The following is a 25,795-nucleotide window of genomic DNA, read 5'->3' on the forward strand; positions in this document are numbered from 1 at the left end:
CGAATGTGTCCGGGGACCCCAGCATGACCGCCCTCACCCGCCGCTCCTTTCTCGCCACCACCGCCGCCGGCCTTGCCACCACCGCGCTGCCCGCTTTCGCCGCGCCGACGACGTTCAAACACGGCGTCTTCGAGGTCACGGTCGTCAGCGACGGCCATCTCGTGCTGCCGGTCAGCTTCCTGGCGACCGACGCGCCCGACAAGGAGCGCGACGCGGTGCTTAAGGAATCCGGCATCAGCGGCACGCAATACAATTCGCCGACCAATGTCACGCTACTCAGGCGCGACAACGAATTGATCCTCATCGACATGGGCTCGGGCGGCCGCTTCATGCCGACCGCCGGCAAGTTGTGGGACAATCTCCAGGCCGCCGGCATCGACAAGAGCAAGATCACCAAAGTGATCTTCACACACGGCCATCCCGACCATCTCTGGGGCGCGGTCGACGAGTTCGACGAGTTGCAGATCCCGAACGCGACGTTCCATGTCGCCGCCAACGAGTGGAATTTCTGGGAAGGCGACAACGCACTGCGCGGCCTGCCGCCGGAGCGCGCGGGCTTTGTCACCGGCGCGCGTCGCAATTACGCGGCCCTCAAGGACCGAGTGAAAATGATGAAGCCGGGCGACGAGGTGGTGCCCGGCGTGCACGTGCTCGACACCCCCGGCCACACGCAGGGCCACGTGTCGCTGGCGCTTGCCGGCGGCGACGGGCTGATCATCGCCGGCGACGTGCTCACGCACGCGATCGTCTCGTTCCGCTATCCGCAATGGCGCCCGGCCGCCGACCACGTCCCGGATCAGGCCGTCGCGACCCGCAAGAAGTTGCTCGACCGCCTCGCCACCGACCGCTCGCGCCTGATCGGCTTCCACCTACCCTATCCGGGCCACGGCATGGTCGAGCGAAAGGACGGCGCCTATCGCTTCGTATCGGTTGCCTAGATTGTCTTGATGAAATCGACGAAGGCGCGCAGCGGCGCCGGCACCAGACGCCGCCCGGGATAATACAGAAACGGCCCGGAGAAACTCTGCCACCACGGCTCGAGCACCGGCTCGAGCGCGCCGCTCTCAAAATACGGCCGCAGCCACTCTTCGAACAGCGCAACGATGCCGGCGCCGCCGACCGCGGCGTCGACGGCGAGATCGGTCGCCGTGCCGACGCTGACGATGAGCGGCCCGGCCGGATCGACCCGCACGACCTCGCCGTCGCGCTCAAATTCCCAGGCGGTCATCATGCCGCTGGAAAAGCGGCCGCGCAGGCAGTCGTGGCCAAGCAAATCGCGCGGGTGCGCGGGCCGGCCACGGCGATCGAGATAGGCCGGCGACGCGCCGACAGCGAAGCGCTGCACCCGCGGCCCGATCGGCACCGCGATCATGTCCTGCTCCAGCCGCTCGTCGTAGCGGATGCCGGCATCGCAGCCGGCGGCGAGCACATCGACGAAGGCGTCCTCGGCGACGATCTCCAGTTTGATGTCCGGATAGGCGGCGAGGAACGCCGGCACGATGCGCGGCAGGACCAGGCGCGCCGCGCTCACCGGCACGTTTAGCCTGAGCGTACCGGCGGGCCGATCGCGGAAAACATTGACCACGTCGAGCGCGGCTTCCACCTCGCTCAAGGCGGGAGCGAGCCGTTCCAGCAGGCTGCGCCCCGCATCGGTCGGCACCACGCTTCGCGTCGTGCGGTTCAACAGTCTGACCCCGAGCTTTGCCTCGAGCCGCCGCACGGCGTCGCTCAGGCCGGAGGCGCTGAGGCCACTCGCACGCGCACCGTCGCGAAATCCGCCGGCCCGCGCCACCGCCAGGAAAGCGTTCAGATCAGCCAGGTCCACTTGCATTGTTCGATAGTCCGTACAGCCCGTGCATATTGTGCGGAATTATCGCGGGGTAAGCAAAGGCCTATCTCCCCTTCATCTTGCAAGGGAGATGATCATGACCACCATCGACAAAGCCGGCACCTATGCCCTCGCCGACCGCACCGTGCGCCGGCTCGGCTACGGCGCCATGCAGCTCGCCGGCCCCGGCGTATTTGGACCGCCCAAGGACCCCGAGGCCGCCCGCGCCGTGCTGCGCGAAGCGGTCGCCGCCGGCGTCAATCACATCGACACCAGCGATTTCTACGGCCCGCACATCACCAATCAGATCATCCGCGAGGCGCTGCATCCCTATCCGGACGATCTCGTCATCGTCACTAAGATCAGCGCGCGCCGCGGCGCCGACGGATCGTGGCTTCCCGCCATGTCCCCGGAGGAACTCACGCAGGCGGTGCACGACAACTTGCGCAATCTCGGGCTCGACGTGCTCGATGTCGTCAACTTTCGCAGCATGTTCGACGTGCACGGCCCCGCCGAAGGCTCGATCGAACCGCAGCTCACTGTATTCGCCGACCTTCAGCGCAAGGGCCTGGTCCGTCACATTGGACTGAGCAACGTGACGCCGGCGCAAATCGCCGAAGGCCGCAAAATATGCGACATCGTCTGCGTGCAGAACCACTACAATCTGGCGCATCGGCACGACGACGCGCTGATCGACGATCTGGCCCGCGACGGCATCGCGTATGTGCCGTTCTTCCCGCTCGGCGGCTTCACGCCGCTGCAGTCGTCGACCCTGTCGAACGTCGCCGCAAGCCTCCGCGCGACGCCCATGCAGGTCGCGCTCGCCTGGCTGCTCAAGCGGGCCCCGAACATCCTGCTCATTCCGGGGACCTCGTCGGTCGCCCATCTGCGCGAGAATCTGGCTGCGGCGGAATTGGATCTGTCAGCTCAAGTGATGAGCGAACTGGACGGGATCGCGGCGCGCGCCGCCTAACCGTCGGCCTCAATACGGCGCCGGCAGCAGAAACGCGGCGAGCGCCCCGGCCGGCGGCACAAAGGCGGCAGCGAGTCCGGCGGCGGTCCTGCCGTTCTTGATGAGGATGAAGCCGACGACCGGCGCGGCGATACAAACGATAACGGCGGCCCAAAAGGCCGCCGCGGCAAATCCGCCCGCATTCATGCTCTCCGGCCCACCTCCGGTGACGAAACCGGAGACGCCGACGAGCAGCACCGCAATCGCCAGATCGACCAGCGCCGCAACGACCAGGAGGACCTTCGTCACGGCGCTGTGCGCATCAGGCTGTCTGCTGCGCGGCGAGACCCTTCTCGCTCAGCATCTGCTGCAATTCGCCCGCCTGGAACATCTCGCGGATGATGTCGCAGCCGCCGACGAACTCGCCCTTCACGTAAAGCTGCGGGATGGTCGGCCAGTTCGAATAGGCCTTGATGCCGTTGCGGATGTCGTCCGATTCGAGGACGTTGACGCCTTTGTAGCTGACGCCGAGATGGTCGAGGATCTGCACGACCTGGCCCGAGAAGCCGCACATCGGGAACTGCGGGGTTCCCTTCATGAACAGCACGACGTCGTTGTTCTTCACTTCGTTGTCGATGAATTGCTCGATGGCCATGGATTCCGTCCTGTTGGGCGGACGCCGCGCGGCCTCGTGCCGGCGCGGAATCGAACCGCCTCTTGACCGATATATGTACCGCAGATTGCCCCGCCAACCCAAGGGGCGGTCACGGAAATCGGTGAACGCCCCGAAATGCCGCCCTCAGGCGCTCTCCGGCGCCGCCGTCTGCAGCGCCAAAGCGTGCAGCACGCCGCCCATCTGGCCCTGGAGCGCCTGGTAGACCAGCTGGTGCTGCTGCACCCGCGATTTGCCCCTGAATGAGGCGGACACGACCGTCGCGGAGTAGTGGTCGCCGTCCCCGGCAAGGTCGCGGATGGTGACCCGCGCGTCGGGGATGCTGGCCTTGATCAGCCGCTCGATTTCGCCGGCGTCCATCGCCATGGCCGGAAACTCCTTCATTTGCCGCCGCGCGCGGCGCTTCCGTCGCGATAACGCCGGGCCCGCGCGAATCCATGCGGTTTCCTAGCGGCCATTTGCGCCCAAATTTTTACCGCTGACAATATCCGCGCCGCCGGTAACAATGGTTTGCACACGTCCGCGGAAAGCGGACCAAGACAAACCGAAACCGGAGGCTTCACGATGAGACACAGCATCATTTTGACGCTGGCCGCGGGCGCAGCGCTCCTCGCCGCCACGACCGCGCAGGCGCAGATCACCAGCGCGCAGCAGAGCGCGCTGCGCGCCAACTGCCGCTCCGACTTCATGTCGCACTGCTCGGGCGTCACGCCAGGCGGCAAGGACGCCCTGATGTGCCTGCAGAAGAACGTCGGCAGCCTGTCCGGCGCCTGCCAGTCGGCCGTGCGCGCGACCATGCCGGCGCCGGCCGCCGCCAAGGCGGAGCCGACCCCGCAGACCATGGCGCCGGCGCCTGCCGCTGCAGCCGCACCGCCGCCCCCGGCCGCCACGGTCACCGTCGCGCCGCCGCCAAAGGCCGTGGTCGCCGCGCCGCCGCCGGCGCGTCACGTGATCAAGCCGGCCGCCGCGGCTCCGGTCCGGGCTCCGGCGGTCGCCGCCGTGGCTCCCCCACCGCCCCCGCCGCCGGCCGCCGGTCCCGACCCGGCCAAGCTGAAGGCATTGAAGTTCACCTGCCGCGCCGACTTCCGCCGCCTGTGCAAGCATGTCCCGGAGGGGCCGCAGGCGTTCGCCTGCCTGGAGGCGCATCGCGCACGGCTGTCGCCGAACTGCCGCACCTCGGTCGCCGATCTCGCCGCCTCGATGCCGGCGGGCGGCATGCCGCCGGCGATGCCGGTGGCGGTGAAGCCGGCGCCGGTGCCGCACAAGCCGAAGGCGCCGGTCGTCGACGCCGCGGTCGTGCTGCGTGCCTGCAAACTCGATGTCATCCGGCACTGCCGCGGCGCCGGTCTCGGCGGCGGCAAGATGCTCGCCTGCCTCACCGCGCATGAGGAGAACCTCACCTTCCGCTGCCGCGCGGCGATGAAGGTGTCGGCTCCGCTGCACTGAACGAAAACATCACCACAAGTACTGAGCACTCCCTCTCCCCTGTGGGGAGAGGGTTGGGGTGCGGGGTTCCTGACTCAATGAGTTTGTAACCCCTCGCCCGACGCGCTAACGCGCGTCGACCTCTCCCTGTGGGAGAGGTGAAGAGTGCCCGCGGAAACGTCTCAGGCGTTGGTGACTTCGCCGGCCATGTAAGCCGGCAGCCATGCTTCGAATTTGCCGCGCAGATCGGCGACGGCAAGCGGCCGCTCGCCCGGCAGCGTCAGCGCATTGCCGCCGGTGGCGCCGAGGCGCCACACGGGCACGCTCGCGTCGCGGGCACGCGCGAGCACCGCCTCGACCTTGGCCGCCGGCACGGTGACGACATAACGCGCCTGATCCTCGCCGAACCAGAAAGCGTGCGCCGGCACGTCGTCGGGCGCCGACTCGAGCACCGCGCCGATGTGCCCTGCCATCGCCATCTCGGCGATCGCCACCAGCAGCCCGCCGTCGGAGACGTCGTGCACAGCGCTCGCGGTGCCGTCGAGGATCAGGCCGCGCACGAACTCGCCGTTCTCGCGCTCCTCGGTGAGATCGACCGGCGGCGGCGCCCCGTCCTCGCGTCCGCACAGATCGCGCAGGTACATCGACTGGCCAAGCCAGCCTGTGGTCTCGCCGACGACGAGGATGGCCTCGCCCTCGTGCTTGAAGGCGATGCTGGCCGACTGTTCGAAGTTGTCGAGCAAGCCCACGCCGCCGATCGACGGCGTGGGCAGGATGCCTTTGCCGTTGGTCTCGTTGTAGAGCGAGACGTTGCCGGAGACGACCGGGAAGTCGAGCGCCTTGCACGCCTCCGCGATGCCGCGGACGCAGCCGACGAACTGGCCCATGATTTCCGGCTTCTCGGGATTGCCGAAATTGAGATTGTCGGTGATGGCGAGCGGCTTCGCGCCGACCGCGGTCAGGTTGCGCCAGCACTCGGCGACCGCCTGCATGCCGCCTTCGAACGGATCGGCCTCGCAGTAGCGCGGCGTCACGTCGGTGGTCAGCGCCAGCGCCTTCGGTCCCTCCTCGACGCGCACCACCGCGGCGTCGCCGCCCGGCCGCTGCACGGTGTTGCCCCCAATGACGTGGTCGTACTGCTCCCACACCCAGCGCTTGGAGCAAAGGTCGGGCGTCGCCAGCAGCAGTTCGAGCGCGTCGGCGTTGGCATGCGGCGGGTGCACGGTCGCCGCGTCCACCTCGTCGAGTTTCATGCCGGTGACGAAGGGGCGCTTGTACTCCGGCGCCTCCGTGCCAAGTTCGGTGATCGGCAGGTCGGCCATTACCTCGCCGCGGTGCTTGACGATGAAGCGCTTGGTCGGCGTGGTCTCGCCGACCACGGCGAAGTCGAGCCCCCATTTGCGGAAGATCGCCTCGGCCTCCTGCTCCTTCTCCGGCTTGAGCACCATGAGCATGCGCTCCTGGCTCTCGGAGAGCATCATCTCGTAGGCGGTCATGCCCTCTTCGCGGCACGGCACCTTGTCGAGATCGAGCGTGACGCCGAGATCGCCCTTGGCGCCCATTTCGGTCGCCGACGAGGTGAGCCCCGCCGCGCCCATGTCCTGGATGGCGATGACGCAGCCCTTGGCCATGATTTCGAGGCAGGCTTCCAGCAGCAGCTTCTCGGAGAACGGATCGCCGACCTGCACGGTCGGCCGCTTCTCCTCGGCATCGGCGCCGAATTCGGCCGAGGCCATCGTCGCGCCGTGGATGCCGTCGCGGCCGGTCTTGGAACCGAGATAGACGATCGGCATGCCGACGCCCGAGGCCGCCGCATAGAAGATCTGGTCCTTCCTGGCGATGCCCACCGCCATGGCGTTGACCAGGCAGTTGCCGTCGTAGCGCGCGTGGAAGCGCACCGAGCCGGCGACGGTCGGCACGCCGAACGAATTGCCGTAGCCGCCGATGCCGGCGACGACGCCGGCCACCAGATGCCGCGTCTTGGCGTGCTCCGGCGCGCCGAAGGACAGCGCGTTGAGGCAGGCGATCGGCCGCGCGCCCATCGTGAACACGTCGCGCAGGATGCCGCCGACGCCGGTTGCCGCGCCCTGATAGGGCTCGATGTAGCTCGGGTGGTTGTGGCTCTCCATCTTGAAGACGCAGGCCAGTCCGTCGCCGATATCGATGACGCCGGCGTTCTCGCCCGGGCCCTGGATCACCCACGGCGCCTTGGTCGGCAGCCCGCGCAGGTGCACCCGCGAGGACTTGTACGAGCAGTGCTCGTTCCACATCGCCGAGAAGATGCCGAGCTCGGTCAGCGTCGGCGCGCGGCCGATGAGCTTCAAGATGCGCTCGTACTCGTCGGCCTTGAGGCCGTGTTCCGCGACGATTTCGGGAGTAATGGGTGTGGAGTTCGGAAGCACTTACGCGGCCTTCGCCAGGTGATCGACGAGCCCGGCGAACAGGCCGCGGCCGTCGGTCGAGCCGAGCGCGGCTTCGACGTGATTTTCCGGATGCGGCATCATGCCAAGCACGTTGCCGCGCTCGTTCATGATGCCGGCGATGGCGTTCATGGCGCCGTTGTGATTCCAGTTCGGGTCGATCATCCCGTCCGGCGAGGAATAGCGGAAGATCACGCGCCCCTCGCCTTCCAGCCGCGCGACGGTCTCGCCGTCGGCGATGTAATTGCCCTCGCCGTGCGCCACCGGCACCTTGATCACCTGGCCCGCATTGTAGCCGCGCGTGAACGGCGTGTCGGAGCGCTCGACGCGCAGATAGACGTCGCGGCAGATGAACTTGAGCTGCGAATTGCGCATCAGCACGCCCGGCAGCAGGCCCGCCTCGCACAAGATCTGGAAGCCGTTGCAGACGCCGAGCACGAGGCCGCCCTTGGCGGCGAAGTCGTGCACCGCCTTCATGATGGGGCTGCGCGCCGCGATGGCGCCGCAGCGCAGATAGTCGCCGTAGGAAAAGCCGCCCGGCACCACGACGAGGTCGGTGCCCTTCGGCAGGTCGCTGTCGGCGTGCCAGACCATCGCCGGCGCGGTGCCCGAGACGAGGCGCAACGTGCGCGCCATGTCGCGCTCGCGATTGATGCCGGGGAAGACGAGGACGGCGGCTTTCATCGCGGAGCCTCCCTCAGCCGACGACGTCGACGCGATAGTTCTCGACCACCGTATTGGCGAGCAGCCTGTCCGCCGCCTGCTTCAAGAGCGCTTCCGCCTTGGCGCGGTCGGGAGTGCCCTCGATTTCGATGTCGAAGATCTTGCCCTGGCGCACGCTGGCGACGCCCTCGACGCCGAGCGAGCGCAGCGCGCCCTCGATCGCCTTGCCTTGGGGATCGAGCACGCCGGATTTCAGGGTGACGGTGACGCGGGCTTTCATCGGGGTTCCCAACGCGGAATTAAAAGCAAAACGGGGGCCATCAGGGCCCCCGGTTAGCATCCTTGCGGATTCGGCTCAATGACGGCGGGACGCCGTCCTCAGCCTTTCACCAGCACCGGGCCGGTACCCTGCGGGCGCTCGCCCTCGGCCATGATGCCGAGGCGCTTGGCCACCTCGGTATAGGCCTCGAGCAGGCCGCCGAGGTCGCGGCGGAACCGGTCCTTGTCGAGCTTCTCGTTCGACTTGATGTCCCACAGCCGGCAGCTGTCCGGGGAAATCTCGTCGGCGACGACGATGCGCATCGTGTCGTTCTCCCACAGCCGGCCGGTCTCCATCTTGAAGTCGACGAGACGGATGCCGACGCCGAGGAAGAGCCCGGAGAGGAAGTCGTTGACACGGATGGCCAGCGCCATGATGTCGTCGATCTCCTGCGGCGAGGCCCAGCCGAACGCCGTGATGTGCTCCTCCGACACCATCGGGTCGTTGAGCTTGTCGTTCTTGTAATAGAACTCGATGATCGAGCGCGGCAGCTGCGTGCCCTCTTCGATGCCGAGGCGCGTCGCCAGCGAGCCGGCGGCGACGTTGCGCACGCAGATCTCGAGCGGGATGATCTCGACCTCGCGGATCAACTGCTCGCGCATGTTGAGCCGGCGGATGAAATGCGTCGGCACGCCAATGTCGTTGAGGTGCTGGAAAACGTACTCGGAGATGCGGTTGTTGAGGACGCCCTTGCCTTCGATGATCTCGTGCTTCTTGGCGTTGAAGGCGGTCGCGTCGTCCTTGAAATGTTGAATCAAAGTACCCGGCTCGGGGCCTTCATAGAGGACCTTCGCCTTGCCTTCATAGATGCGGCGACGGCGGCTCATTGGAGTGTACCGTGGTTTGTGAAAGTCCATCGGATTTGCCGTGGCTCCTGTTGCAAACGAAATCGAGATCCGCGGCGGCGGGCCGGACGAATCGCGCGAATCTCGCGCTGAAGCTCCGGACACGTGGGCAACCTAGCCCAACGGTCTGGGCGACACAATCGATCCGATCCGGTGTTTTCCACTCCGCATTTTCGCCGCAAATGCGCGCCGGGACGTTGCCTTGACCCTGGCGCGGCGATATGCAAGGCGCGATAGAACACGATAGAATGTGTGCACGCGCGGGCGCGAGCGCAAGGCGGCCTCATCGGCCGACGGCATTCGTTGCGCTGAATCAATCCGGCAGGCGCGCCCACGCGTTATGTGAGAGATCGTGACCACGAGGGGCGGTATGGCAACGACATTCGACAAGCGCGAAGAAGGTTTCGAGAAACAGTTCGCGCACGACGAGGAACTGCAGTTCAAGGCGATGGCCCGCCGCAACAAGATGCTCGGGCTGTGGGCCGCCGAAGTGCTCGGCAAGACCGGCGCCGACGCCGAAGCCTACGCCAAGGAGGTCGTGCTCGCCGACTTCGAGGAGGCGGGCGACAACGACGTGCTGCGCAAGGTGGTGAAGGACCTCGCCGGCAAGGTCGACGAAGCCGAGATCCGCGCCAAGATGGGCGCCCTGTTGTCGCAGGCGGTCGAAACCACCAAGAAGACCGGCTAGGTTCTGGCCCGTGTCCCGGACGCGGTGCAGCGTGCAACGCTGCGCCGCAGATCCGGGACCGTGACGGGGTGCTTCGCCATGACCGACGCCTTTTCCCTCGCCCGCCGGCTGCGGGCCGGCGAGACCGTGTTCTCCGCCTGGTGCACGGCCGCCTCGCCGCTGGTCGCCGAGACGGTCGCGCGCGCCGGCTACGAAGCGGCGATCCTCGACAGCCAGCACGGCCTCTGGGACATGGCCTCCCTCATCGCCGGCATTGGTGCCGTCCATCACGCGGGCAGTACGCCGGGCGTGCGCGTGCCGCTCAACGATTACGCGACGGTGTCGCGCGCGCTCGACTGCGGCGCCGAGGCGATCATCGCGCCGATGATCAACACCGCCGGCGATGCGCGCGCCTTCGCCGCCGCCGCCAAATACCCGCCGCTCGGCGAGCGCAGCTGGGGGCCGTTGCGCGCCATGCCGCTGCAGGGCCGTACCGTCTCGACCGACTACCTGCGCGAAGCCAATGACGGCACGCTGACATTGGCGATGATCGAGACGCGCACGGCGCTCGGCAATGTCGACGCCATCGCGGCGACGCCGGGCATCGATGCGCTGTTCATCGGCCCCTATGACCTGTCGACCGCGTTGAGCGGCGGCACGGCGCAGGACATCGACGCGCCGGCCGTGGACGAGGCCATCGACCGCATCGGCGATGCGGCGCGGAAGGCCGGCAAGATCCCCGGCATCTATTGCCGCGATCCGGAGCGCGCGCTGGCGATGGCGAAACGTGGTTTTCGCTTCCTCACCGTCGGCAGCGACCTCGGCCTCGTGCGCGACGGCGCCGCCGCCCAGGTCAAGGCGCTGAAGGCGTGACGTCTATTTCAGCGTGACGTGGAAGGTGAAATTGCCGCTGACATTGAAGCCCTGCGGAATCTGGTTGCCGTACTGACGGTTGACGCTGATGTTGATCGACTCGAGCCGGCAGTCGCTGGCGATGGCGCTACGCAACACCTCACATTCGCGGGCGGCGCTCTCGTAGATCACGCGCCGCGCCTGCTCCTGTGCCTTGACGGCGGGTTCGCTGTCGTCGGTCGGTGCCACGACGAAAAAGCTCATGCCGACATTGATGCGGATGTCGCCTTTCGGGCCCGGCGCATTGCCGAGGCGCGGCTGGATGACGATGTTCTGCGCCATGGCCGGCGCGGCGAGAAGGACGGCGGCGACGGTCGCCAGGCGGATGATGCGTGACATGGGTGCCCCTGATGTGTGTCAGGCGAGCCTAGCGCGCGTCCATTGCGATCCGATTGCAGACAAATGGAAATGCAAGGGGCGCGGGTTTACCGCTTGGCAAGCATACGCATTCAGGCCGGGCCGATGGCGGCCGCCAGTTGCTCCAGCACCGCCGCGACCTCGCGCTCGAGGTCCTCGGTGCGCACCTCGGTCACCCTGTAGTCGTGCGCGGCGAGCCAGGCGCGCTTGTCCGCGCGATGCTGCGCGGCCTCCGCCGTCTCCTCGGTCGGCACCAGGTCGATCACCGTGCGCAATGAGAACGAGACGAAGTCGGCCATGTGCGGCCCGACCGGGACCTGCCGCTTGAAGCCGCGGCCGGCGAAGCGGCGGTCGCTGGTGAGCGCCTCCCACAGCAGTCGCTCGGCCTCGGTCGGATTCCTGCGCAAGAGCCTGGCCAGCCCGCGCGCCGGCGCACGCTCGCCGTCCGGCCCCTGCGCGTTGACGAGCGCGCGCAGCCGCGCCGCCTCATCGCGGTCGAGCACGCCGCCGCGCGCCGAGCCCTTGCGGCCCTGCGTCAGCGCGTTGACCACGCCGTGCAGCGTGCGCACGTCCTGCTGCGTCATGTCGAGGCGCTGGAAGATATTGCGCAGGTTGACGCGCATGACGTTGCGCTTCTCTTCCGGGCGGAAGAACTCGACTTTCTCCAGCTCGCCTTCGAGGTTGGCGAAGAAGGCGGCGATCTGCTCCTTCGGTGCGGGCGGCGAGCGCTCGCTCGTCGAGAACGGCAGGCCGGGGCCGGCAAGCTTGAACCACTCGTAGCCGACGATCACCACCGCCTGCGCCAGGTTGAGCGAGGCGAAGGCCGGATTGACCGGCAGCGTCAGGATGCGGTCGGTCTGCCCGACCTCGTGGTTTTCCAGCCCGTAGCGTTCGCGGCCGAACACCAGCGCCACCGTCTCCCCGCTCGCGATGCGCGGCGCCATCTCCGCCGCCGCCTGCTCGGCCGAGATCACGGGCTTGGCCTGGTCGTGCATCCGCGCCGTGGTCGCCACGACGAAAGAGCAGTCGCCGATCGCCTGCTCCAGGCTGTCATAGAGTTCGGCCCCCTCCAGCACGCGGTCGGCGCCCGCCGCCATGACGGTCGCGCGCTCGTTCGGCCAGCCCTGCACCGGCTTCACCAGCCGCAGCCGCGACAGGCCGAAATTGGCCATGGCGCGGGCGGCTGCGCCGATGTTCTCGCCGAGCTGCGGCTGAACCAGCACCACTACCGGCGCGGGGGTCGTCAGCCAGCGTCTGGTCTTGTCGGTGCCGGCGCCCGGCATGCACTGCTCCTGAAGCGGGCCAATGCCCTCATCGCAGCCCCTGCCCAAGCCGGCCGCCCGCGTCAAGCCGCGGCGCGCGGCCGCGCCCATGCGCCGGCTGCATTTCCGCCGACCGGCGTTGATCCTGCACAAGGCTTTCACCCGCGATGTGCGGATGCTATAGGGCGCGCGCCGAATTGCCGTCGGCCGGATCCCCGGCTGACGGCCGTCCCCGCCGCGAACAATCCATTCGAGGGCCGGTCCACCGCGCCCGTCAATGTCGTTTCCGGCCGGCCCCAACAAGCGCGGCGCTCAGAGGTGCAAGGATGCCAAATCTCGAAATCATGTGGACCAAGGTCGATGAAGCCCCGGCGCTCGCGACCTATTCCCTGCTGCCGATCGTCAAGGCCTTCGTCGGCGCGGCAGGCGTGTCCGTGACACTGAAGGACATTTCGCTCGCCGGCCGCATCCTCGCCACCTTCCCCGAGAAGCTCACCGCCGCGCAGCGCATCAACGACGAACTCACCGAACTCGGCGAGCTCACGCTGCGGCCCGAAGCCAACATCATGAAGCTGCCCAACATCTCGGCCTCGATCCCGCAGCTCAGAGCCGCGATCAAGGAACTGCAGGGCAAGGGCTACAACGTTCCGGATTATCCGGACAACCCGACGACCGACGCCGAGAAGGACATCAAGGCGCGCTACGGCAAGGTGTTCGGCAGCGTCGTCAACCCGATCCTTCGCGAAGGCAATTCCGACCGCCGTGCGGCCGCCGCGGTCAAGAATTACGCGCGCAAGAACCCGCACAAAATGGGCGCCTGGAGCAAGGACTCCAAATCGCACGTGTCCCACATGTCGAGCGGCGACTACTTCGGCTCGGAAATCGCGACCACGGTCGACAAAGCGACCAACGTTCGCATCGAATTGGCCGGTGCCGACGGCGCCGTCACGGTGCTGAAGCCGAAGACGTCGATCGCCGCCGGCGAGATCATCGACGCGTCGGTCATGAGCGCCAAGGCGCTACGCAAATTCTTCGCCGAGCAGATCAATGCCGCCAAGAAGGAAGGCGTGCTGTTCTCGCTGCACGTCAAGGCGACGATGATGAAGATCGCCGATCCCATCATCTTCGGCCACGCCGTTTCCGTCTACTTCGCTGACGTGATCGAGAAGCACGCCGCCACGCTGAAGAAGCTCGGCGTCAACCTCAACAACGGGTTCGGCGATCTGCTGTCGAAGATCGAGACGCTGCCGGACGCCGAGAAGAAGGCGATCAAGGACGACATCGCCGCCGAGTACGCCAAACGACCCGCCCTCGCGATGGTGAATTCCGACAAGGGCATTACCGGCCTGCACGTTCCCAGCGATTTCATCATCGACGCCACGATGCCGGCGATGATCCGCGAGTCGGGCCGCATGTGGGGGCCCGACGGCAAGCTGCACGACACCATGGCCGTGATCCCGGATCGCGCCTATGCGCGGCTGTATCAGGCGGTCATCGAGGACTGTAAGGCCAACGGCGCATTCGATCCCAAGACCATGGGCACGGTGCCGAACGTCGGCTTGATGGCGCAGAAGGCCGAGGAGTACGGTTCGCACGACAAGACCTTCGAAGTGTCCGCGACCGGCACGGTCCGCGTCGTCGCGGACGACGGCAAGGTGCTGCTCGAGCGCCCGGTCGAGACCGGCGACATCTTCCGGATGTGCGAGCTCAAGGACGCAGCCGTGCGGGATTGGGTCAAGCTCGGCGTCCGCCGCGCGCGCCTCACCAACACCCCTGCGGTGTTCTGGCTCGACAAGAACCGCGCGCACGACGCACAGCTCATCGCCAAAGTCGAAACGTACTTGAAGGATCAAGACACCAAGGGGCTCGATATCCGCATTTTGGCTCCCGTCGACGCGATGAAATTTTCACTCGAACGGATTCGCAAAGGCCAGGACACAATTTCCGTCACCGGCAACATTCTGCGGGATTACCTGACGGATCTTTTCCCGATCATGGAGCTCGGCACCTCGGCCAAGATGCTCTCGGTCGTCCCGTTGCTGGCGGGCGGCGGCATGTTCGAGACCGGCGCCGGCGGCTCGGCGCCCAAGCACGTCGAGCAGTTCCAGAAAGAGGGCTATCTGCGCTGGGATTCGCTCGGTGAGTTTCTCGCCCTCGGCGCGTCGCTCGAGCATTTGGGCCATACCTACAAGAACGCCAAGGCGCTGGTGCTTGCCGAGACGCTCGACACGGCCATCGGTCAGTTCCTTGAGAACAACCGCAATCCCGCGCGCAAGGTCGGCGAGATCGACAACCGCGGCAGCCACTTCTACCTCGCACTCTACTGGGCGCAGGCGCTGGCGGCGCAGAGCAAGGACAAGGAGCTGCAGACGCGCTTCAAGCCGCTGGCCGAGACGCTCGCCAAAAACGAAGCCAAGATCAACGGCGAGCTGATCGCCGTGCAGGGCAAGCCGGTCGATCTCGGCGGCTACTACCTGCCCGACGACGCCAGGGCTTCAGCCGCGATGCGGCCGAGCCCGACGCTCAACGCCGCGCTCGCCTCGCTCTGAGGCGCGCTCCGCGCACGCGGATTTTTCCGGCACAAAGGCTCGCTCGGTGGCGAACCCATCGAGCGAGCCTTTTGTTTGCGCGGCCGTGCCGCGCAACGCGGCTTTCGTGACAAGAAAGGCAATGCTATAGAGCCCGCCGTGGCTGCGGCGGCGTCTCTGCGCGCCGATTTTTCCGCCAGCCCGACGACCGGTGCCGGTGCTCGAAAGGTGGCTCCCACAAATGACGAAGATCAAGGTGACGAACCCCGTCGTCGAAATGGACGGCGACGAGATGACCCGCATCATCTGGCAACTGATCAAGGACAAGCTGATCCACCCTTACCTCGATATCGATCTCCTTTATTTCGACCTCAGCATCCAGAAGCGCGACGAGACCGACGATCAGATCACCATCGACGCGGCCGAGATGACGAAGAAGGTCGGCGTCGCGATCAAGTGCGCGACCATCACGCCGGACGAAGGCCGCGTGAAGGAGTTCAACCTCAAGAAGATGTGGCGCTCGCCGAACGGCACGATCCGCAACATCATCGGCGGCGTGATCTTCCGCGAGCCGATCATCTGCCGCAACGTGCCGCGCCTCGTGCCGGGCTGGACGCAGCCCATCGTCATCGGCCGCCACGCCTACGGCGACCAGTACCGCGCCACCGACATCACGGTGCCGAAGGGCGCCAAGCTGACGCTGAGCTATGTCACGCCCGACGGCAAGAAGATCGAGCACGAAGTGTTCGACTTCCCCGGCTCCGGCGTCGCGCTGACCATGTACAATCTCGACCAGTCGATCCGCGATTTCGCCATGGCTTCGCTCAACTACGGCCTGTCGCGCGGTTTTCCCGTCTACCTGTCGACCAAGAACACCATCCTCAAGGTCTATGACGGCCGCTTCAAGGACATCTTCCAGGAGGTGTTCGACAAGGAGTTCAAGGACAAGTTCGCCGCCAAGAAGCTCACTTACGAGCATCGCCTGATCGACGACATGGTCGCGGCGTCGCTGAAGTGGTCGGGCGGCTACGTCTGGGCGTGCAAGAACTACGACGGCGACGTGCAGTCGGACATCGTGGCACAGGGCTTCGGCTCGCTCGGGCTGATGACCTCGGTGCTGATGACGCCGGACGGCAAGATCGTCGAGTCCGAGGCCGCGCACGGCACCGTGACGCGCCACTACCGCGAGCACCAGAAGGGCCACGAGACCTCGACCAACTCGATCGCCTCGATCTTCGCCTGGACGCGCGGCCTCGCGCATCGCGCCAAGCTCGACGGCAACGCGGCGCTGGCGAAGTTTGCCGCCACGCTGGAGAAGGTCTGCGTCGACACCGTCGAGGCGGGCTTCATGACCAAGGACCTGGCGCTACTGGTCGGGCCGGAGCAGAAGTGGCTCTCGACTACCGGCTTCCTCGACAAGATCGACGAGAATTTGAAGAAGGCGATGGCTTAATTCCCTCTCCCCGCACAGCGGGGAGAGGTGACTACTTGATCTCCTCGGTCACCATGTCGCCCTTGGGCGTCACCACCTCCTGGCCGACCCGCTTCTCCACCACGTCCTTGATGCGCGCGGCGACGCGCGAGTCGCGCTGCATCAGCGCGTGCAGGTCCTGCGCGTCGAGCACGAGCAGGCTGGTGCGCGACAGCGCCGTCACCGTCGCCGAGCGCCGCGCCCGGCGCAGCACCGCCACCTCGCCGAAGAACTGGCCGACGCCGAGGTGCAGCCGCTCGTGTCGCACCGTGATCTCCACCTCGCCGGAGGCGATGAAATACATCGAATGCGCCGGCTCGCCGGCGCGCACGATCGCCTGCCCGGCCTCCGCCACCTGCGCGCGCAAGAGCTGCATGATGTCGGAGATCTCGGCCGCGTCGAGTTCGGCGAACAGCGGCACGCGCGCGATCATCGCCCAGGTGACGATGAAATCGCGGCGATGGATCTGCTCGGCGAAGGCGGTGGCGATGATGCCGACCGGCAGCGCGATCATGACGAGGCCGAGGAAGATGGTGCCCGTGGCGATGAGCTTGCCGAGCGCGGTCACCGGCACGACGTCGCCGTAGCCGATGGTGCCGAGGGTGACGATCGCCCACCACAGCGCATCGGGAATGGTGCCGAGCTTGTCGGGCTGCACGCGCCCTTCCGCGAGATGCATCAGCGCGGCGGCCACCAGCGCGGTGCCGAGCGTGATGACGACGCAGCCGAACAGCGCCCTCCGCTCGCGGTAGAGCACGTCGAGCAGCGAACGCATGGCCGGCGAATAACGCGCGATCTTGAAGAAGCGCAGGATGCGCAGCACCTGCAGCACGCGCAGGTCGTCCGGCAGCAGCGGCGCGAACCAGAACGGCAGCACGGCGACGAGATCGACGAGGCCGGCCGGGCTGAGCATGTATTTCAGCCGCGCGCGCATCGGCGGCATGTGGCGGTGCGGGCCGTATTCCACCGCCGACCACACACGCAGGGCGTATTCGACGGTGAAGGCGACGAGCGAGACGTATTCGATGACGTCGAAGAGCGGCCGGTAGGCCGCGCGCAGATGCGGCACCGATTCGAGCGCCACCGCGACGAGATTGACAAGGATCAAGGTCACCAGCAGACGGTCGACGAGCACGGCCGTGCCGTCGCCGACCGGGCCCTGATCGAGCACCTGGTAGACTCGCCTGCGCCAATGCTTGATGCCGTCGTGGGTCATACGGTGATCGGCAGATTCGTTCGATGCCGACGGTAACATCCGCGCCCGCTCAGGTCGCCTCCGAGCAAACCCGGAGGCAACACCATGGCGCCCGCCTGGCGGGACCGCTAACCCGCGAGCGCCGCCTCGATCGCTTTCAGCGCCGCGTCGGCCTTCGACCCGTCCGGACCGCCGGCCTGCGCCATGTCGGGACGGCCGCCGCCGCCCTTGCCGCCGAGCGCCTCGGCGCCCTTCTTGACCAGATCGACGGCATTGAAGCGCTCCACGAGATCGGCGGTGACGCCGACCGAAATGCCGGCGCGGCCTTCGTCACTGACCGCGACGATGGCGATGACCCCGGAGCCGATCTGCTTCTTCGCCTCGTCGATGAGGCTCGGCAATTCCTTGGGCGAGATGCCGGAGATGGCGCGGGCAATCAGCTTGACGCCATTGACCTCGCGCACGCCCTCAGCCGCCGCGCCCGCGGCAGCGCCGCCGCCCATCGCCAGTTTCTTCTTCGCGTCGGACAGGTCGCGCTCGAGCTTCCTGCGCTCGTCGAGCAGCGCGGCGATGCGCGCCGGCATGTCCTCGACCGCGACCTTCATCTCGGCCGCGGCATGCTTGAGCAACTCGCCCTGATGGTTGGCGGCCTTGCGCGCGGCGCGTCCGGTCAAGGCCTCGATGCGGCGCACGCCGGCGGCGACGCCGGAATCGCCGAGAATGGAGATGACGCCGATGTCGCCGGTGCGCCGCACATGCGTGCCGCCGCACAGCTCCACCGACCAGCCGAGCATATTGCCCGAGCCCTCGCCCATCGCCACGACGCGCACCTCGTCGCCGTACTTTTCGCCGAACAGCGCGCGTGCGCCTGAAGCGATGGCGTCGTCCTGCGCCATCAGCCGCGTCGTCACCGGCGCATTCTGCAACACGATGTCGTTGGCGATGTCCTCGACGCGGATCAGTTCGTCGGCGGTGATCGGCTTCGGATGCGAAATGTCGAAGCGCAGGCGGTCGGGCGAGACCAGCGAGCCCTTCTGCGCCACGTGATCGCCGAGCACCTGGCGCAGCGCCTCGTGCAGTAGATGCGTCGCCGAATGGTTCTGGCGGATGGCGCCGCGGCGGCCGTGATCCACCTCGAGCAGCAGCGGGTCGCCGGCCTTCACCGTGCCCTCGGTGACCTTGACCACGTGCACGAACAGGTCGCCGGCCTTCTTCTGCGTGTCGGTGACGGTGAGCCTGACGCCCTCGCGGCGCATCTCGCCGGTGTCGCCGACCTGGCCGCCGGACTCGCCGTAGAACGGCGTCTGGTTGACGACGACGAGGCCGGTGTCGCCGGCTTTCAGCGACGTGACCTCGTGGCCGTCCTTGACCAGCGCGGCGACGACGCCCTCGGCGCTCTCGGTCTCGTAGCCGAGGAATTCGGTGGCGCCGACCTTTTCGCGCAAGCCGAACCAGATCGTCTCGGTCGCGACCTCGCCGGAGGAGAAGCGCGACTCGCGCGCCTTCTCGCGCTGGCGCTCCATCGCGTCGGTGAACGAGGCGATGTCGACCGAGATGCCGCGCGCGCGCAGCGCGTCCTGCGTCAGGTCGAGCGGGAAACCGTAGGTGTCGTACAGCGTGAACGCCGTCTCGCCGTCGAACATGTCGCCGTGCTTGAGGCTGCCGCTCTTCTCGTCGAGGATGGCGAGGCCGCGCGCCAGCGTGGCGCGGAAGCGCGTCTCTTCGAGCTTGAGCGTCTCGGTGATCAGCGCCTCGGCGCGCACCAGTTCCGGATAGGCCTGGCCCATCTCGCGCACCAGCACCGGCACCAGCCTCCACATCAGCGGCTCTTTCGCCCCGAGCAGTTCGGCGTGGCGCATGGCGCGGCGCATGATGCGGCGGAGCACGTAGCCGCGGCCCTCGTTCGACGGCAGCACGCCGTCGGCGATGAGGAACGAGGAGGCGCGCAGGTGGTCGGCGATGACGCGGTGCGAGGCCTTCTGCGCGCCGGTCGGCGACACCTTGGTGAGGTCGGCGATGGCGGCGATCAGCGTGCGGAAGAGATCAATGGAATAGTTGTCGTGCGTGCCCTGCAGCACCGCGGCGATGCGCTCGAGCCCCATGCCGGTGTCGATCGACGGCCGCGGCAGATCGAGGCGCTCGCCGGAGGCCAGCTGCTCGTACTGCATGAAGACGAGATTCCAGATCTCGATGAAGCGGTCGCCCTCGGCGTCCGGCGTGCCCGGCGGACCGCCCGGAATGTGTGCACCGTGGTCGTAGAAGATCTCCGAGCACGGGCCGCAGGGACCGGTGTCGCCCATCTGCCAGAAGTTGTCGGAGCCGGCGATGCGCAGGATCTTCTTCTCGGGCAGGCCGGCGATCTTCTTCCACAGGCCGAAGGCCTCGTCGTCGTCGATATAGACGGTGACGAGGAGCTTGTCGGCCGGCAGGCCGAACTCCTTGGTGATCAAAGTCCAGGCGAGCTCGATCGCGCGTTCCTTGAAGTAATCGCCGAACGAGAAGTTGCCGAGCATCTCGAAGAAGGTGTGGTGGCGCGCGGTGTAGCCGACATTGTCGAGGTCGTTGTGCTTGCCGCCGGCGCGGACGCATTTCTGCGACGAGGCCGCGCGCGAATAGGGACGCTTTTCCAGGCCGGTGAAGACGTTCTTGAACTGCACCATGCCGGCATTGGTGAACATCAAGGTGGGGTCGTTGCGCGGCACCAAAGGCGACGAGGGGACGACCGCGTGCTCGTTGCGGGCGAAGAAGTCGAGGAAGTTCTTGCGGATATCGTTGACGCCACTCATCGCTTTTGACTGCTCGGCCCCTGCGCCTCAGGGGCTAAATCCCCACCCGGCTTGATGTTTTACCCGGGGTTATTTAGCGGCGGGGGTGCTGAGAGTCTAGGAAGGGGCCCTTTCCTTCTCCCCGTTCTTACGGGGGAGAAGGTGGCGAGGGCCGTCAGGCCCGAGCCGGATGAGGGACAGGCCTCTGCTTGGCGCCGCCGACAGGCCCCTCCTCGTTCATTCCCGCGAAAGCGGGAATCCAGCCGGACCTTTCGGCACAGCAATGCCGCGCTGGGTCCCCGCTTTCGCGGGGACGAACGGGAGAGTCACGCCGTATACAGAAAAAACGCCTTCGCCCCCGTCCTCGGTGGCGGCCGCTTTACGCAGCCGGGTGCCGACGGGGGCGATACGCGGGACTATGGGCCTGGAAACAAACGGGCACGGGGGTGGCCGCGCCCGGCCGGCGGAAAGGAAATACGCCCTCCCCGCCCGCGGCGGCTCTTTACGCCTCCGTCGCGTCGTCCTCGTCGTCCTTCTCGGACTCGCCGGTGACGATCGCCTCGGCGATCGGACCGGAATTCTGGCGCACCGCCGCCTCGATCTTGGCGGCCATGTCCGGATTCTCTTTCAGGAACGATTTGGCGTTCTCGCGGCCCTGACCGATGCGCTGGCTGTCATAGGAGAACCAGGCGCCCGACTTCTCGACCACGCCGGCCTTGACGCCGAGATCGATCAGCTCGCCGATCTTGGAGACGCCCTCGCCGTACATGATGTCGAACTCGACCTGCTTGAACGGCGGCGCCAGCTTGTTCTTCACCACCTTGACGCGGGTCTGGTTGCCGATGACCTCGTCGCGGTCCTTGATCGCGCCGATGCGGCGGATGTCGAGACGCACCGAGGCGTAGAACTTGAGCGCGTTGCCGCCGGACGTCGTCTCCGGCGAGCCGTACATCACGCCGATCTTCATGCGGATCTGGTTGATGAAGATCACCATGGTGCGCGACTTGGAGATCGAGGCGGTCAGCTTGCGCAGCGCCTGGCTCATCAACCTTGCTTGCGAGCCCGGCTGCACGTCGCCCATCTCGCCTTCCAGCTCTGACCGCGGCACCAGCGCGGCGACCGAGTCGACCACCAGCACGTCGATGGCGCCGGAGCGCACCAGCGTGTCGGCGATCTCGAGGGCCTGCTCGCCGGCGTCGGGCTGCGAGATCAGGAGGTCGTCGGTGGAAACGCCGAGCTTGCGGGCATAGACCACGTCGAGCGCGTGCTCGGCGTCGACGAAGGCGCAGATGCCGCCCTTCTTCTGGGCTTCGGCGATGGTGTGCAGCGCCAAAGTCGTTTTGCCGGAGGATTCCGGTCCGTAGATTTCCACGACCCGCCCGCGCGGCAGGCCACCGATGCCGAGCGCGATGTCGAGCCCCAGCGACCCGGTCGAGATCGACTCGACATCCATGGTCTTGTCGTTCTTGCCGAGCTTCATGATCGAGCCCTTGCCGAACTGCCGCTCGATCTGGCTGAGCGCGGCGGACAGGGCTTTCGACTTATCCATGGACGATCCTTCGACGAGACGCAGGGCAGGCTGACTCATGTCGCGCTCCTTATGGCCGGGAATCGACCCTCCGACAACGCGAGGCCGAAAGGGGTTTCGGCGCCGCCGGAATCGACTGTTAAAGCCAATGTACCCTATTTGTTCTCAGTTCGCAATATGTTCTTTTTGGCTTGTGGGTACTGGCCCCTTTCCATGGTGATTGGCCCCTTTTGAATTGATCGGTGGCCCCTTTTGGGCGCGCCCATTTTCCATTAGCTTTATCAGCCGCCGCACAGATGGAGTTTCATCGGTGCGGTTGTAATTTCCTGTCGGCGACGTTGTATGGGGAAAGGCCATGACCGAACTCATGCCAGACAGCTTGCTGGACCTTCGGGAGAGGATCGACCAGCAACGCAACACCATCGATGCACTTAAGCGCGAGGGGCATGAATGCCCCGACGCCGAACGCCAATTAAGGCATATGCTGGCGGAACTGCGGACGAGCGAAACCGTCGCGCGGCGAATGCAAGGATAGGTGCCGGCCTATTCGACCCTAGTGGTCTGTTTCGAACAGATCTTGGTTGCCGTAATCGATAGCATCGTAAGTATGCACACATCTGACGAATGTCTGGCCATAGCTGAAGCGAAGTTGGCTGAGGCAGAACGTTTGCGCGATAAACGCCGCGCCAACCGTCTCATCTCGGCCGCTAATGCGTGGCTCATACTTGCTCGCGGACTCAAGTCGCTTGAGACTGAGGGGCTACACTGAATAGAAACATCGCCTAGGCCGCCTCAGTTGGCGGCCTCTTTCGATTCCATGTGTTCAAAAAGCGGACCAGCGGACTGTGGAAGAGCCATATGTTCCGCTTTCGGTGGCGGCACGGGGAAATCGAAAGATTGCTGACCGCCGAAGCGTTCGGTGATTTTGCGCTCGTATGTGTATCTGTCCGAAGATGACTCGGCCATTTCTAAAACGCGACCAAGGTGCATTCTTAATGCGCGCGTTCCAATCTCGTTTAAAAACTGGAATAGCTTTTTTGCCCGGTCTCCGCCGCTCGCTTTGTGTGCCCTAAGCAGTTCCAGAATCTTCCCGCTGCTTTGCGCAAGTGGGTAATAGATGTGATTCACTGTCAAATATTTGAAATGCCAGGGCCTGCCGCGCTCAGGGACGGGAATGCCATAAAGCCTGTACCATTGCACATACAGTTCGCTTGGAAACTCTGGCTCGTACTTGCGCGCTTCCTCCTGAATATAAAGTTTGAAAGCAGCGATGACTTCTTCGGCGGACGGATTGTAGCCAGCAAGCCGATAGACAAGACCTTGGATTCCCGACTTCGCTGAAGCGCCGACGATAATGTGGGCTTGTCGAGCGATCTTCTCATATCGCTTGCCAAGCTTACGATCCGCCTCCGCCGCGATGATAGCGTTGCAGAGGTCGATCAACATTGTCACGTCGTAGCCGTGCACCGTAGCCGGTGCCGGCGCGTTCGCGCCCGGCGCTAGCCCCTGAAAAACAAGAGGTTTTTCGAGCTTTTCTCTTAATTCGCGCCCGACGTAGCGGGCCATCCTTTCGCCTCTGATGAAACTCGCGAGCCGACCACCGCCTTGCGTCAACCCCAGCGCAGCACCCATGCCGCGTTGGCTGATAACGGCAGTCTTTCCCGGATCGTTCAGCACGTAGCATTCCACATCGATGCCGAAGTCCTGTTGGAAGCTCCCTTTGTGCGTAGCTTTTAAGCCCCACCGGGCGACAGCGCCGGCCCGAGCAATCTCCGCACGTCGCTGCGCAGGCAGCACTTGAGCCCGCCGCGCCCCCCCTATCTTGCCGGCCTTCTGCTTATCTTTCTCGACCATCTGGCTCTCCATGCTTGGCACTCTAAAAATATGCTTGACATGACCCTTGTGTCAAGCATAATCGCCTCATGCTAAGCATGGCGCAGAAGCACAAAGGCCCCGCCCGGTTGCACCCGGACGAGGCCTTTTTCTGTGTTCGGAGCAGTGATCGTCTAGCGGTAAGGACGCGGGGGCTACATCCCCGAAACGTCAGTTCGAACCTGGCTCGCTGCACCAAATCTAGTGGGACCGCCTCGGTTGCACCCGAAACGGCCCCTGGTCTTCAACCTCGGGATTGGCCCCCGGAGCATCGGACCGTAGGTAATATAGCATCTACGGCGCTGATTTTCCACGCGGCCCAATCCCACAACATGTCGGATTGGCCCCGCCGTGAACAACCTGCCCCTCTCTAAGCAAGTCGAGATCATTTCCGCGCTGTGCGAAGGCGTCGGCCAGCGTGCCGTTGCCCGCCTCACCGATACCGACCGTAAGACGGTGGCCCGCATTGCCCTGCGCGTGGGCCGTGGGTGCGCCGAACTGCACGACCGCATGATGGTTGGCCTTCGGGTGCACCGGATCGAGTGTGACGAGCTGTGGGCCTACGTCGGCCACAAGCGCAATCCGCAGAAAGGCCCGATGCGCCGTCCCTCACCGGTCAAAGGCGACCAGTACACCTATGTCGCCTTGGCCGCTTCGACCCGCGCGATCATCGGCTATCGCACCGGCAAGCGAGACAGCCTGACCACGGACGATTTCATTCAAGATCTTCGGCAGCGCGTCATCGGCGTGCCGGAGATTTCGACGGACGGCTTCCACCCCTACAAGAACGCGATCCGCGATGCCTTCGCCGGCCGGGCCGCGCACGGCGTCATCAACAAGACCTATTCGGTAACGCACCTGAATGTAACGGAAGCCTCCCGCCGCTATTCGCCGGCCCAGGTAGTAGCCGTAGAGCGCGTAGCCGTAGAGGGCGATCCTGAGCACATTTCGACCAGCTACGTCGAACGGCAGAACCTGACGCTGCGCATGGGCTCAAAGCGGTTCGCCCGGCTTAGCAACGGCTTCTCAAAGAAGATCGACTGCCACCTTGCGGCGATCAGTCTGCACGTTGCGTTCTACAATCTGTGCCGCACGCATGAAGCCCTGCGGATGACGCCAGCGATGGCGCTTGGGCTGACCGACCGGGTATGGGCCGTGGCCGATCTAATCGAGGCCGCGCTTATTGCTGTTCCGCCGCTCCCAATCCCGACTGCCCCGGAGCGTCGTAAAGGCTTTCGGGTAATTGAGGGAGGGAAATCCTGACTCGCGCGAATCGCAAAGCGGCGGCCGGACTCGCCATGGTTGGTTGTCAAGACCCATTTCGCGAGTCACAGTTGGTTGCTGCAACCAACGCGGGAGAGTGCCTTGTCCGAGATTATAAATTTTGAGAACCGCCGGCGCGAAAAGAAAAAAGAAGAACCGCCCCAAACGATCATACGAATCGTTGACGGCAACCCGATTGAATATGAGCTTTGCGAAGAAAGAAACTTTGCGCCGCAGTCTCCCCGCGGCGCAAAGTAAGTTATTGCTTATGCCGCCAAACGGTCGGCGTTTGTGGGCATCGAGGTAGCCGTCCCGTTGCTGAACAATTTATCGCAGTGTGCCAACATCGATTCGATGAAGCGACCGTGATAAACGGCGTACAGGCCGGGAGAAGTCTTGTCGCTCTTGCGGCGATAAAAGTTCATCACAAGCCATCCGGTGTAGATGCTCGGCCTGAGCACGGCCTCGTCTTTCCATTGCGAAGGCGTGTGCGTGAAATTGCCATTGGCGTCGTAGGACCACGTCACGACGTGACCTTCGTCAATGGCCTTCTTAAATGCCGCAAGCAAAGCCTGCGGGTTCGCGGTTTCGAAATTGATAGCCATTTGCTTCTAGTTCCTTTTCGAAGGAGCCTAGCAGCAAGGAACTAAGTCTTCACTTGACAGTTGACTACACGTACCTACATAACTGTCAACGTGATCACGAAATTCCCTGCCACCAAGCGGGGTTAAGGGGCCGGACGGTGCGCAAACACCTCCGGCCCTTTCTGCGTCTGCCGGATGGCAGACCTGTGCCAAGTAGGTACGTATAGTTCCTAATGCAAGGGGAACTGTGACGAAAATTTCACCAC

General features: G+C 65.4%; 24 protein-coding genes and 1 tRNA gene. 10 read left to right on the top strand and 15 right to left on the bottom strand.

Translation table 11 applies throughout. From position 1 onward, the window contains the following. Positions 1 to 23 precede the first annotated feature (23 nt). Complete coding sequence (locus VGV41_RS10050) at positions 24 to 938, top strand: MBL fold metallo-hydrolase (RefSeq protein WP_326863676.1); 915 nt, start codon at positions 24 to 26, stop codon at positions 936 to 938. Here VGV41_RS10050 and VGV41_RS10055 read toward each other — a convergent pair. Then, a complete protein-coding gene (locus tag VGV41_RS10055) occupies positions 935 to 1,831 on the bottom strand; it encodes a LysR family transcriptional regulator (RefSeq protein WP_326863677.1) in 897 nt (298 codons plus the stop codon). The genes VGV41_RS10050 and VGV41_RS10055 overlap by 4 nt on opposite strands. 94 nt (positions 1,832 to 1,925) lie before the next feature. Between VGV41_RS10055 and VGV41_RS10060 the strand changes: the two genes are divergently transcribed. Further along, positions 1,926 to 2,801: an aldo/keto reductase family oxidoreductase gene (locus tag VGV41_RS10060; protein ID WP_326863678.1), complete on the top strand. Its 876-nt coding sequence runs from the start codon at positions 1,926 to 1,928 to the stop codon at positions 2,799 to 2,801. Between the two features lie 9 nt (positions 2,802 to 2,810). Here VGV41_RS10060 and VGV41_RS10065 read toward each other — a convergent pair whose 3' ends face one another. From VGV41_RS10065 to VGV41_RS10075, 3 genes are all read right to left on the bottom strand, one after another. Further along, on the bottom strand, positions 2,811 to 3,089 hold the full coding sequence (locus VGV41_RS10065) for a hypothetical protein (RefSeq protein ID WP_326863679.1): 279 nt from the start codon (positions 3,087 to 3,089) through the stop codon (positions 2,811 to 2,813). Between the two features lie 13 nt (positions 3,090 to 3,102). Beyond that, a complete protein-coding gene (grxD, locus tag VGV41_RS10070; RefSeq protein WP_326863680.1) occupies positions 3,103 to 3,435 on the bottom strand; it encodes a Grx4 family monothiol glutaredoxin in 333 nt (110 codons plus the stop codon). Positions 3,436 to 3,579: 144 nt separating this feature from the next. After that, entirely contained in the window at positions 3,580 to 3,819 is a 240-nt protein-coding gene (locus VGV41_RS10075; RefSeq protein WP_326863910.1) for a BolA family transcriptional regulator, read from the bottom strand. Positions 3,820 to 4,017: 198 nt separating this feature from the next. On the opposite strand from VGV41_RS10075, the gene VGV41_RS10080 reads away from it, so the two are divergent. Next, the gene (locus tag VGV41_RS10080; protein ID WP_326863681.1) at positions 4,018 to 4,899 is read left to right on the top strand and encodes a cysteine rich repeat-containing protein; all 882 of its coding nucleotides are present in this window, start codon (positions 4,018 to 4,020) and stop codon (positions 4,897 to 4,899) included. Between the two features lie 161 nt (positions 4,900 to 5,060). On the opposite strand, the gene purL is transcribed toward VGV41_RS10080, so the two are convergent. From purL to purC, 4 genes are all read right to left on the bottom strand, one after another. After that, on the bottom strand, positions 5,061 to 7,280 hold the full coding sequence (gene purL / locus VGV41_RS10085) for a phosphoribosylformylglycinamidine synthase subunit PurL (protein WP_326863682.1): 2,220 nt from the start codon (positions 7,278 to 7,280) through the stop codon (positions 5,061 to 5,063). Next, positions 7,281 to 7,982 carry a phosphoribosylformylglycinamidine synthase subunit PurQ gene (purQ, locus tag VGV41_RS10090; protein ID WP_326863683.1) on the bottom strand — a complete coding sequence of 234 codons (702 nt, stop codon included), beginning with the start codon at positions 7,980 to 7,982 and terminating at the stop codon, positions 7,281 to 7,283. A 13-nt stretch (positions 7,983 to 7,995) separates the two neighbouring features. Then, positions 7,996 to 8,241, bottom strand: a complete 246-nt coding sequence (purS, locus tag VGV41_RS10095; protein WP_326863684.1) for a phosphoribosylformylglycinamidine synthase subunit PurS — start codon at positions 8,239 to 8,241, stop codon at positions 7,996 to 7,998. A 98-nt stretch (positions 8,242 to 8,339) separates the two neighbouring features. Next, entirely contained in the window at positions 8,340 to 9,107 is a 768-nt protein-coding gene (gene purC / locus VGV41_RS10100) for a phosphoribosylaminoimidazolesuccinocarboxamide synthase (protein WP_326863685.1), read from the bottom strand. A gap of 388 nt (positions 9,108 to 9,495) precedes the next feature. On the opposite strand from purC, the gene VGV41_RS10105 reads away from it, so the two are divergent. Further along, positions 9,496 to 9,813, top strand: a complete 318-nt coding sequence (locus tag VGV41_RS10105) for a DUF1476 domain-containing protein (protein WP_326863686.1) — start codon at positions 9,496 to 9,498, stop codon at positions 9,811 to 9,813. A gap of 78 nt (positions 9,814 to 9,891) precedes the next feature. Continuing rightward, a complete protein-coding gene (locus tag VGV41_RS10110; RefSeq protein WP_326863687.1) occupies positions 9,892 to 10,665 on the top strand; it encodes an HpcH/HpaI aldolase family protein in 774 nt (257 codons plus the stop codon). Between the two features lie 3 nt (positions 10,666 to 10,668). Here the strand turns inward: VGV41_RS10110 and VGV41_RS10115 are convergent, their stop codons facing one another. Both VGV41_RS10115 and VGV41_RS10120 read right to left on the bottom strand, forming a co-directional pair. Further along, positions 10,669 to 11,043: a hypothetical protein gene (locus VGV41_RS10115; protein WP_326863688.1), complete on the bottom strand. Its 375-nt coding sequence runs from the start codon at positions 11,041 to 11,043 to the stop codon at positions 10,669 to 10,671. 110 nt (positions 11,044 to 11,153) lie between these two features. Then, entirely contained in the window at positions 11,154 to 12,344 is a 1,191-nt protein-coding gene (locus VGV41_RS10120) for a TrmJ/YjtD family RNA methyltransferase (RefSeq protein ID WP_326863689.1), read from the bottom strand. A 305-nt stretch (positions 12,345 to 12,649) separates the two neighbouring features. Between VGV41_RS10120 and VGV41_RS10125 the strand changes: the two genes are divergently transcribed. Together VGV41_RS10125 and VGV41_RS10130 are read left to right on the top strand one after the other, a co-directional pair. After that, positions 12,650 to 14,872 carry an NADP-dependent isocitrate dehydrogenase gene (locus VGV41_RS10125; protein WP_326863690.1) on the top strand — a complete coding sequence of 741 codons (2,223 nt, stop codon included), beginning with the start codon at positions 12,650 to 12,652 and terminating at the stop codon, positions 14,870 to 14,872. Positions 14,873 to 15,092: 220 nt separating this feature from the next. Further along, positions 15,093 to 16,304, top strand: coding sequence for an NADP-dependent isocitrate dehydrogenase (locus VGV41_RS10130; RefSeq protein ID WP_326863691.1), 1,212 nt, complete (start codon positions 15,093 to 15,095; stop codon positions 16,302 to 16,304). A gap of 31 nt (positions 16,305 to 16,335) precedes the next feature. Here the strand turns inward: VGV41_RS10130 and VGV41_RS10135 are convergent, their stop codons facing one another. From VGV41_RS10135 to recA, 3 genes are all read right to left on the bottom strand, one after another. Continuing rightward, entirely contained in the window at positions 16,336 to 17,538 is a 1,203-nt protein-coding gene (locus VGV41_RS10135) for a cyclic nucleotide-gated ion channel (protein WP_326863692.1), read from the bottom strand. Between the two features lie 107 nt (positions 17,539 to 17,645). Next, positions 17,646 to 20,303, bottom strand: coding sequence for an alanine--tRNA ligase (gene alaS / locus VGV41_RS10140; protein WP_326863693.1), 2,658 nt, complete (start codon positions 20,301 to 20,303; stop codon positions 17,646 to 17,648). A 481-nt stretch (positions 20,304 to 20,784) separates the two neighbouring features. Continuing rightward, complete coding sequence (gene recA, locus VGV41_RS10145) at positions 20,785 to 21,870, bottom strand: recombinase RecA (protein ID WP_326863694.1); 1,086 nt, start codon at positions 21,868 to 21,870, stop codon at positions 20,785 to 20,787. 295 nt (positions 21,871 to 22,165) lie between these two features. Between recA and VGV41_RS10150 the strand changes: the two genes are divergently transcribed. Further along, entirely contained in the window at positions 22,166 to 22,345 is a 180-nt protein-coding gene (locus tag VGV41_RS10150; RefSeq protein ID WP_326863695.1) for a hypothetical protein, read from the top strand. 257 nt (positions 22,346 to 22,602) lie between these two features. Here VGV41_RS10150 and VGV41_RS10155 read toward each other — a convergent pair whose 3' ends face one another. Further along, positions 22,603 to 23,664, bottom strand: a complete 1,062-nt coding sequence (locus VGV41_RS10155) for a P63C domain-containing protein (protein ID WP_326863696.1) — start codon at positions 23,662 to 23,664, stop codon at positions 22,603 to 22,605. 141 nt (positions 23,665 to 23,805) lie between these two features. Between VGV41_RS10155 and VGV41_RS10160 the strand changes: the two genes are divergently transcribed. Continuing rightward, a tRNA-Val gene (locus VGV41_RS10160) sits at positions 23,806 to 23,880 on the top strand. A gap of 153 nt (positions 23,881 to 24,033) precedes the next feature. Then, positions 24,034 to 24,945 carry a transposase gene (locus VGV41_RS10165; protein WP_326863697.1) on the top strand — a complete coding sequence of 304 codons (912 nt, stop codon included), beginning with the start codon at positions 24,034 to 24,036 and terminating at the stop codon, positions 24,943 to 24,945. Positions 24,946 to 25,211: 266 nt separating this feature from the next. Here the strand turns inward: VGV41_RS10165 and VGV41_RS10170 are convergent, their stop codons facing one another. Continuing rightward, a complete protein-coding gene (locus VGV41_RS10170) occupies positions 25,212 to 25,550 on the bottom strand; it encodes a hypothetical protein (RefSeq protein WP_326863698.1) in 339 nt (112 codons plus the stop codon). Positions 25,551 to 25,795 lie beyond the last annotated feature (245 nt).

The sequence above is a fragment of the Pseudolabrys sp. genome (genome assembly GCF_035943735.1).
GTDB lineage: Bacteria > Pseudomonadota > Alphaproteobacteria > Rhizobiales > Xanthobacteraceae > Pseudolabrys.

Bases quoted from the DNA above. Each gene is read 5' to 3' on its own strand.
- VGV41_RS10050 (WP_326863676.1), top strand. From the start codon at position 24: ATGACCGCCCTCACCCGCCGCTCCTTTCTCGCCACCACCGCCGCCGGC.
- VGV41_RS10125 (WP_326863690.1), top strand. From the start codon at position 12,650: ATGCCAAATCTCGAAATCATGTGGACCAAGGTCGATGAAGCCCCGGCG.
- VGV41_RS10105 (WP_326863686.1), top strand. From the start codon at position 9,496: ATGGCAACGACATTCGACAAGCGCGAAGAAGGTTTCGAGAAACAGTTC.
- VGV41_RS10135 (WP_326863692.1), bottom strand. From the start codon at position 17,538: ATGACCCACGACGGCATCAAGCATTGGCGCAGGCGAGTCTACCAGGTG.
- VGV41_RS10150 (WP_326863695.1), top strand. From the start codon at position 22,166: ATGACCGAACTCATGCCAGACAGCTTGCTGGACCTTCGGGAGAGGATC.
- VGV41_RS10075 (WP_326863910.1), bottom strand. From the start codon at position 3,819: ATGGCGATGGACGCCGGCGAAATCGAGCGGCTGATCAAGGCCAGCATC.
- VGV41_RS10060 (WP_326863678.1), top strand. From the start codon at position 1,926: ATGACCACCATCGACAAAGCCGGCACCTATGCCCTCGCCGACCGCACC.
- purC (WP_326863685.1), bottom strand. From the start codon at position 9,107: ATGAGCCGCCGTCGCCGCATCTATGAAGGCAAGGCGAAGGTCCTCTAT.
- VGV41_RS10080 (WP_326863681.1), top strand. From the start codon at position 4,018: ATGAGACACAGCATCATTTTGACGCTGGCCGCGGGCGCAGCGCTCCTC.
- recA (WP_326863694.1), bottom strand. From the start codon at position 21,870: ATGAGTCAGCCTGCCCTGCGTCTCGTCGAAGGATCGTCCATGGATAAG.
- purQ (WP_326863683.1), bottom strand. From the start codon at position 7,982: ATGAAAGCCGCCGTCCTCGTCTTCCCCGGCATCAATCGCGAGCGCGAC.
- grxD (WP_326863680.1), bottom strand. From the start codon at position 3,435: ATGGCCATCGAGCAATTCATCGACAACGAAGTGAAGAACAACGACGTC.
- VGV41_RS10115 (WP_326863688.1), bottom strand. From the start codon at position 11,043: ATGTCACGCATCATCCGCCTGGCGACCGTCGCCGCCGTCCTTCTCGCC.
- VGV41_RS10130 (WP_326863691.1), top strand. From the start codon at position 15,093: ATGACGAAGATCAAGGTGACGAACCCCGTCGTCGAAATGGACGGCGAC.
- VGV41_RS10120 (WP_326863689.1), bottom strand. From the start codon at position 12,344: ATGCCGGGCGCCGGCACCGACAAGACCAGACGCTGGCTGACGACCCCC.
- VGV41_RS10110 (WP_326863687.1), top strand. From the start codon at position 9,892: ATGACCGACGCCTTTTCCCTCGCCCGCCGGCTGCGGGCCGGCGAGACC.
- alaS (WP_326863693.1), bottom strand. From the start codon at position 20,303: ATGAGTGGCGTCAACGATATCCGCAAGAACTTCCTCGACTTCTTCGCC.
- VGV41_RS10155 (WP_326863696.1), bottom strand. From the start codon at position 23,664: ATGGTCGAGAAAGATAAGCAGAAGGCCGGCAAGATAGGGGGGGCGCGG.
- purS (WP_326863684.1), bottom strand. From the start codon at position 8,241: ATGAAAGCCCGCGTCACCGTCACCCTGAAATCCGGCGTGCTCGATCCC.
- VGV41_RS10055 (WP_326863677.1), bottom strand. From the start codon at position 1,831: ATGCAAGTGGACCTGGCTGATCTGAACGCTTTCCTGGCGGTGGCGCGG.
- VGV41_RS10170 (WP_326863698.1), bottom strand. From the start codon at position 25,550: ATGGCTATCAATTTCGAAACCGCGAACCCGCAGGCTTTGCTTGCGGCA.